The organism is Arthrobacter sp. Dra40 (genome assembly GCF_059091905.1).
In genome coordinates, this window is record NZ_JBNHHB010000243.1 from 1 (window position 1) to 7,217 (window position 7,217).

The window sequence follows — 7,217 nt, forward strand, 5'->3', positions numbered from 1 at the left end:
TGACGCAGCGCCGCAAGGTGCTCAAACTCAGTCTCGACGCGCCGCCGCGCCGGCGCGAGGACGTGATGGCGGTGGAAGAGCCGCTGGAAATCCGGCTGGCCGGCCGCGCGTTCTCCATCACCATGCGCACCCCGGGCGACGACTTCGACCTGGTGGCTGGGTTCCTGGTCTCCGAGGGCATCGTCTGGTCTCCCGAACAGCTGCTCTCCCTGCGTTTCTGCGCCGGCGAGGACGAGGACGGCCGGCAGACCTTCAACGTGGTGGAGGCACAGTTGGCGCCCGGCGTGGCGCTGCCGGATCCGCGGCTGGACCGGCAAGTGGTCACCAGCAGCGCATGCGGCATCTGCGGCACCGCGTCGATTGACGCCGTGACCAAGCGTTCCCGTTTCCCGCTGCAGCATGACGACGGCGGTGCTGCCTTCGGCGCCCACGGCACGGGGGGGCCGGCCCTGGGCGGGGACGGCCCCGGCAACGCCGCGGAGGTACGGCTGGATATCCTGCTGCAGCTGCCGGACCGGCTGCGCGAACAACAGCAGGTGTTCGAGCGCACCGGCGGCGTCCACGCCGCCGGCCTGTTCAGCTACGAGGGTGAACTGCTGTGTCTGCGCGAAGACGTGGGCCGCCACAACGCGGTGGACAAGGTGGTGGGGTGGGCCCTGCGCGAGGGCAGGCTGCCGCTGCGGCATACGGTGTTGCAGGTCTCTGGCCGGGCCTCGTTCGAGCTGGTCCAAAAGGCCTATCTCGCAGGAATCCCCGTCCTCTCAGCGGTGAGCGCGCCGTCCTCGCTCGCCGTCGAGCTGGCAGAAAAGGTTGGCCTGACGCTGGCAGGCTTCAGCCGCGGCCGCAGCATCAACGTGTACGCGCACCCGGCGCGCGTGGGCACCGCGGTCGGTAATTTCGTGTAAGACCCGTGGCCCGTGTCGAGAAACCGGTGTGAGCCGGGATACATTAGGGCCATGACTCGTCCCGGACCCGTGAATGACATTGATGAAAGCACCCTGAAGGTTAAGGAACCGAAGAAGGCTGCCGCCGGTCTTTCGGCTGTAAAGGTTGCGTTGGAGCGCGGCATTGAGCAGGCCGGCGTCGTCCGCACCGCCCGGTCGCTGCTGCGGATCAACCATCGTGGCGGCTTTGACTGCCCGGGCTGTGCGTGGCCGGAATCCATCACGGGCCCCCGTAAGCCGGCCGAGTTCTGCGAAAACGGCGCCAAGGCCGTCGCTGAAGAGAACACCAAACGCACCGTCACGCCCGAGTTCTGGGCGAAGCACTCGATCGAAGAGCTTTCCACCAAAACCGAGTACTGGCTGGGCCAGCAGGGCCGGATCACCGAGCCGGTGATCATCCGCGAGGGCGAGACGCACTATTCGCCGATCTCCTGGTCGGACGCGTTCGCCCTGATCGGCGAACGCATCAAGGCCACCACGCCGGACCGTTGCGTCTTCTACACCTCCGGCCGCACCGCCAACGAGACTGCGTTCATGTACCAGCTCTTCGCGCGCTCGCTGGGCACCAACAACCTGCCGGACTGCTCCAACATGTGCCACGAGTCCTCCGGCAGCGCGCTGAACCCGACCATCGGCATCGGCAAGGGCACCGTCTCGCTCGAGGACATCCACCACTCGGAGCTGATCTTCGTGGTCGGACAAAACCCGGGGACCAACCACCCGCGCATGCTCTCGGCGCTCAAGGAATGCAAGGACAACGGCGGCACCATCGTGGCGGTGAATCCGCTGCCCGAGACCGGGCTCATGGCGTTCAAGGACCCGCAGTCGGTGGACGGGCTGCTGCGCGGCGGCACCGCGTTGGCCGACGAGTTCCTGCAGATCAAGGTCGGCGGCGACCTTGCCCTGTTCCAGGCGCTGGGACACCTGCTGCTGGAAGAAGAAGACCGCGCCCCGGGCACCGTTGTCGACCAGGCGTTCATTCAGGCGAATACCGAAGGGTTCGAGGACTACGTCGAAGCCCGCCGTCACATCGACTGGACCGAAACCGAGAAGGCGACCGGATTGTCCCGGTTGGACATCGCCAAGGTCGCAAAGCTGTTGGCCAAGTCCAAGGCGACCATCATTTGCTGGGCGCTGGGCCTGACCCAGCAGCCGCATTCGGTGGATACCCTGCGCGAGATCATCAACTTGCTGCTGCTGCAAGGCAACTTCGGCAAGCCCGGGGCCGGCGCCTGCCCGGTCCGCGGCCACTCCAACGTCCAGGGCGACCGCACCATGGGCATCTGGGAAAAGCCGAAGGAATGGTTGCTGGCCGCGCTGGACAAGGAATTCGGCATCACGTCCCCCCGGGAACACGGGGTCGATTCCACCGAGGCGATCGACGCCTTCGCCGACGGCAAGGTGGATGTCTTCGTCTCCATGGGCGGCAACTTCGCCTTGGCCAACTCGGAGACCGAGGCGCTGGAAGACGGCATGAAGAAGGCCGGCCTGACGGTGCATATATCGACCAAGCCGAACCGCTCGCACGTGGTGCACGGCAAGACCTCGCTGATCCTGCCCACCTTGGGCCGCACCGACCGGGACGACAAACACCCCAAGGGCGCCCAGTTCCTGTCGGTGGAAGACTCCATGTCCGTCATTCGCTCCACGCAGGGACGGCTGGAACCGGTCAGCGAACATCTGCTGGCCGAACCGGTGATCGTTGCCCGGATGGCCCAGGCGACCTTCGGGGACGACCACCCGGTGGACTGGCGGGCGATGGCGGAGGATTACGACGTCATCCGTGATCACATTTCGCGGGTGCTGCCCGGATTCGAGGACTTCAACACCCGGATCCGTAACAAGAGCGGCTTCGTGCTGCCCAACCCGCCGCGCGATACCCGATCCTTCGCCACCGACATTGGCAAGGCCCGCTTCACGGTCAGCCCGCTGGAGTACCTCGAGGCGCCCGAAGGCCATCTGATCCTGCAGACCATTCGCAGCCACGACCAGTACAACACCACCTTCTACGGATTGGATGACCGGTACCGCGGCATCTCCAACGGCCGGCGGGTCGTCCTGGTGCATCCGGAGGACCTGGCCGAACTGGGCTTCGCCGACCGCGACCTGGTGGATGTCATCAGCACGTTCAAGGGCGCCGAGCGCCGCGCCGACGAGTTCCGCCTGGTGGCGTATCCCACCGCGCGCGGCTGTGCGGCCGCCTACTTCCCGGAAGCCAACGCGCTGGTCCACCGCGACCTCGTGGCACGCGAATCCAACACCCCGGGGTTCAAGGCGATGACAGTGCGCTTCGTTCCGCATGAGGAGCGGCAGCTTAGCTGAGGCCTAACCGGGCAAGGCGGGGAGCGGGGCCGGGGAGGCCACCCCAGCGAACCAGGACAGCTTTTGGCCGCACGATCACCGGCAGGAACAGCAGGGCGCCCGGAATGGTTCTAGGGTTGAGTAGGATCATCAGCCCCTAAGGAGCCATCATGTCCATGGAAGGTGCAGCCTGGAGTTCGCTGTACCGGCTTTCGCATTCGAAGGACCAGAAGTCCTTTTCCCGCGAGACCGTACGCCGCACCTTTGCGTTTGCCGCTCCTTATAAGGGCAAGATCGCGGTCTTCGTGGTGCTCTCCGTCGTGACAGCAGCACTGGCCGTTGCCACCCCGGTTCTGGCCGGCCGGGTAGTGGACGCGATTGTTGCCCGGACCGGGATCGAGGTAGTGGCGTGGCTCGCCGTCGTCATCGCCCTGGTGGCCATCGCCGACGCGGGCCTCAGCATGGTGACCCGGTGGATCTCATCGCGCCTGGGCGAGGACATCATCCTGGACCTGCGAACCGCAGTCTTCGACCATGTCCAGAAAATGCCGATCGCCTTCTTCATGCGTACTCGTACGGGTGCGTTGGTCAGCCGGCTCAACAATGACGTCATCGGTGCACAGCGGGCCTTCGCCGGAACCCTTTCGGGGGTAGTCAGCAACGTCGTGGCGCTGATCCTGACGCTGATCGTCATGCTGAACACCTCCTGGCAGGTGACCCTGCTGGCGCTGTTGATGCTGCCGGTCTTCCTGTTGCCCGCCCGCCGGATGGGCAGCAGGTTGGCCGAGCTGCGGCGTGAGACTGCCGACCACAATGCCGCCATGAGCACGCAGATGACCGAACGGTTCTCCGCTCCCGGGGCCACGCTGGTCAAGCTGTTCGGCCGGCCCGCCGACGAATCCCGCGAGTTTAAGGTGCGGGCGCAGCGGGTGCGCGACATCGGCATCAGGACCGCGGTCATGCAGTGGGTCTTCGTCACCGCGCTGACCCTGGTTTCCGCGCTTGCGCTGGCCCTGGTCTACGGGCTGGGCGGCTTCTACGCCATCATCGGCCAGCTGGATCCGGGGGACGTGGTGACGCTGGCGCTGCTGCTCACCCGCCTGTACGCGCCGCTGACGGCACTGGCGAATGCCCGGGTGGAGATTTCCAGCGCGTTGGTGAGCTTTGAGCGCGTGTTCGAAGTGTTGGACTTGCAGCCTCTGATCAAGGAAAAGGACGACGCCGGTGGCGTACCGCCGGGACCTGTCTCGGTCGAATTCAAGGACGTGCGGTTTGCCTACCCGTCCGCGGACAAGGTGTCGTTGGCCTCGCTGGAGGAGGTGGCGACCCTTGATGCCCGCGGCGGCGAGGAAGTGCTGCACGGGATCAGCTTCCGGGTGGAACCCGGCCAGACGCTGGCGCTGGTGGGTTCATCGGGCGCCGGAAAGTCGACCATCGCCCAACTGCTGGCCCGGCTGTACGACGTGGACTCCGGGTCAGTTGAGCTCTCCGGCACGGATGTCCGCGACCTGACCTTCGAGGCACTGCGCGCAACCATCGGCATGGTTACCCAGGACGGACACCTGTTCCACGAGACCATCCGGTCCAACCTGCTGCTGGCAAGGCCGGAGGCCAGCGACGATGAGATTTGGGAGGTGCTGCGCCGGGCCCGGCTGGAGGACCTGGTCCGGACCCTCCCGGATGGCCTGGACACCATGGTGGGGGAGCGCGGCTACCGGCTTTCGGGCGGCGAACGCCAGCGGATGACCATCGCCAGGCTGCTGCTGGGCCACCCCCGGGTGGTCATTCTGGACGAGGCGACAGCTGCCCTGGACTCCACCAACGAAGCCGCGGTGCAGGCGGCGCTCACCGAAGCACTCGAGGGGCGCACCGCCGTCGTCATTGCCCACCGGCTGTCCACTGTGCGCTCGGCGGACCGGATCCTGGTGGTGGAGGGCGGCCGGATTGTGGAACAGGGCACGCACGCCCAGTTGTTGGCCGTGGAAGGCCGCTATGCCGAGCTGTACCACACCCAGTTCCTGAGTGGTACCCCGGTGGCGGGCTGACCTCCGCTGCCCCGCTGACCTCTGCCCGACGGCCGGCCAGCAGGCGCCGGGCCGGTCAGCGCCACAATGGCCGCGCCACGGGTGTGCTCGGGCCCGGCAATGGTTAGAGTTGCTCTGGGGTTTCCTACGCCAGACAAGCGGAAAGCGGGTGCGATGCAGCGCGGAACCAACCTGGGCCGCTTGGGCGGCTACAACCAGGCTGTAATCCTGGACGCCATCCGCCGGGCCCATGAGGGGATCGCGCGGGTGGAACTGGTGGAGCGCACCGGCCTGTCCCCGCAGACCATCTCGAACGTGGTGCGCCGCCTGGTGGACGAAGGCCTGGTGCGGGAGGACCGCAAGACCGTCAGCGGCCCCGGCAAGCCGCGCACGGTGCTGCAGCTGGAGGTTTCCAGCCGTCTGGCCATCGGTATCCACCTTGACCCGGTCGTCATGACCCTGGTCATGCTGAATCTCCACGGCGAGGTGGTGGCGCGGGCCCGGCATGACGTTCCCGGCGCCGGCGACCCGGACGGCATCGTCGCGGCCCTGGCCGCCGCGGCCGAACAACTCATCACTGCCTCCGGCATTGCACGGCACCGGATCTTGGGCATCGGTCTGGCTGCGCCCGGGCCCATCGATGTATCCGAGGGCACGGTGGTGGACCCGCCGATGATGCGCGAATGGACGTCGGTGCCGCTGCGCGAACCACTGCGTGACCTGATGGGCCTGCCGGTGATCATGGACAAGGACACAACGGCCGCCGCCGTGGCGGAACTGTGGGCCAGCGAGCGGCAGGTGCCCGAGAACTTCCTCTTCGTCTATCTGGGCACGGGGTTGGGTGCCGGCGTGGCGCTCGAAGGCCAGGTGCTGCGCGGTGCGTCCAGCAACATCGGCGAGATCGGTCATTTTCCCGTCGAGGCCGAGGTTCCGCTGTGTGACTGCGGCAAGCGAAACTGTGTGGGCATGGCCCTGAACTTTGGCACGCTCTTCCAGCAGGCCGTGGCGGCAGGACTCTTTCCGGCCGACGCCGTGCTGGGGGACCGGCACCAGGCCACTGAAAAAATCGTCAGGCTCCGCCGCCTGGCCACCGAAGGCGAGCCGGCGGCCGCAGAGATCATCGGCAAGGCTGCTCAGTTGGTGGGCGGAACGGTGGCTCAGCTCGTCAATATCCTTGACGTCGACCGCGTCATCTTCGGCGGTCCGCTGTGGGACGGACTGGACGAACTGGCGCTGCCGGTATTGAGCGAAGAAATCAACAAGCGGTTTGTCTCCCGCGCCATCCATGGAGTCGACGTGGTGTCGTCCTCGCTGGGATTCGAGGTGGGCGCCATCGGCGGTGCCTGCCTGGTGCTCGACGACGCACTTTCACCCAAGGCCAGCGGACTGCTGCTGGGCAACTAGCCGACGCTCGGCCTTGCCCGGCGCGTGCTGCCTCCTGCTTCACACTGTTGATGATTCGTCATGAACGCGCCGCACAGGCCAAGTCCTGCCGCAGAAGTTGCTTTATTAAATCCAATCGATTTAGATATGAGGTGACGGCAGTGCCTGGAGTACTCACGCTCTGGGGAATGAACGGTCCCGGAGCGGGTAAATGTGCTTCAGGGGAACGGCGCGGTCGTCAGCCAATAAGTGGCAGGAAAAATGCTGCTGGCTCCGGCGAACGGGAAGATGCCGGAACCAGCGGTCCCTGGCTGACAGGGATCCTGCCGCGGCTCGGTGGGAAATGCACTACAGCCGGCCACCGTCTGTGCTTCCGTGGGGGGTTGCACAGGCGGAGGCCTGCTGCGTTTTAACGGCTGCTGACGGCGTGTGAACCGGTCGCTGACGGCGTGCGGACAGCCATGTCAGGTAAGTGCCCCCGGGCAGATTCGAACTGCCGACACCCGCTTTAGGAGAGCGGTGCTCTATCCCCTGAGCTACGGGGGCAACACCAAAAGCTTAGCTT

General features: G+C 66.2%; 4 protein-coding genes and 1 tRNA gene. 4 read left to right on the forward strand and 1 reads right to left on the reverse strand.

All coding sequences use genetic code 11. The features are described 5' to 3' along the window. The 4 genes from AC5RWT_RS32630 to AC5RWT_RS32645 form a co-directional block, all read left to right on the forward strand. On the forward strand, positions 1-905 hold a 905-nt coding region (locus AC5RWT_RS32630; RefSeq protein ID WP_494083844.1), incomplete at its 5' end, for a formate dehydrogenase accessory sulfurtransferase FdhD. Between the two features lie 51 nt (positions 906-956). Continuing rightward, the gene (locus AC5RWT_RS32635; protein WP_494083845.1) at positions 957-3,266 is read left to right on the forward strand and encodes an FdhF/YdeP family oxidoreductase; all 2,310 of its coding nucleotides are present in this window, start codon (positions 957-959) and stop codon (positions 3,264-3,266) included. Positions 3,267-3,415: 149 nt separating this feature from the next. Next, positions 3,416-5,290, forward strand: coding sequence for an ABC transporter ATP-binding protein (locus tag AC5RWT_RS32640; RefSeq protein WP_494083846.1), 1,875 nt, complete (start codon positions 3,416-3,418; stop codon positions 5,288-5,290). Positions 5,291-5,443: 153 nt separating this feature from the next. Then, positions 5,444-6,673: an ROK family transcriptional regulator gene (locus AC5RWT_RS32645; RefSeq protein ID WP_494083847.1), complete on the forward strand. Its 1,230-nt coding sequence runs from the start codon at positions 5,444-5,446 to the stop codon at positions 6,671-6,673. Positions 6,674-7,125: 452 nt separating this feature from the next. Here the strand turns inward: AC5RWT_RS32645 and AC5RWT_RS32650 are convergent. Then, a tRNA-Arg gene (locus AC5RWT_RS32650) sits at positions 7,126-7,198 on the reverse strand. Positions 7,199-7,217 lie beyond the last annotated feature (19 nt).

What these genes read in the sequence shown, in the direction of transcription:
- AC5RWT_RS32635 (WP_494083845.1), top strand. Translation starts at nt 957, where the DNA reads ATGACTCGTCCCGGACCCGTGAATGACATTGATGAAAGCACCCTGAAG.
- AC5RWT_RS32640 (WP_494083846.1), top strand. Translation starts at nt 3,416, where the DNA reads ATGTCCATGGAAGGTGCAGCCTGGAGTTCGCTGTACCGGCTTTCGCAT.
- AC5RWT_RS32645 (WP_494083847.1), top strand. Translation starts at nt 5,444, where the DNA reads ATGCAGCGCGGAACCAACCTGGGCCGCTTGGGCGGCTACAACCAGGCT.